The 251-nt window shown below is 51.0% G+C and carries 1 pseudogene; it reads left to right on the top strand.

Annotated features, from left to right (window positions below):
• Nucleotides 1-111: 111 nt before the first annotated feature.
• Nucleotides 112-251, top strand: a pseudogene (locus EOD29_RS38105) (adenylate/guanylate cyclase domain-containing protein); the annotation flags it as partial.

Below are 251 nucleotides of genomic sequence, written 5' to 3'. Positions count from 1 at the left end.
CCATCTTTCACTTCTGCGGCACTCTCACAGCTCCTCGTCGGCAGGCGAATGACTGATTGTCGTTGCCGGAGACCACGGCTAGAAATATCCGCCTGACTCGACTATTGGTTGATGTGGCAACCCCGGTGGTCATCGCCGTCCATTTGCCCGATTTCCGACCATAATCTGCGTCGGTCATTTGGAGGTTCGGAAATTAACAATCATATTCAGTGGCTTATAGAACATGGAATCACAGCTGAGCATATTGGCGA

This window comes from Mesorhizobium sp. M1A.T.Ca.IN.004.03.1.1, assembly GCF_003997555.1.
Lineage (GTDB): Bacteria > Pseudomonadota > Alphaproteobacteria > Rhizobiales > Rhizobiaceae > Mesorhizobium.
The sequence above is the reverse complement of the archived record's forward strand: the minus strand, read 5'-3'. Positions and strand labels throughout refer to the sequence as shown.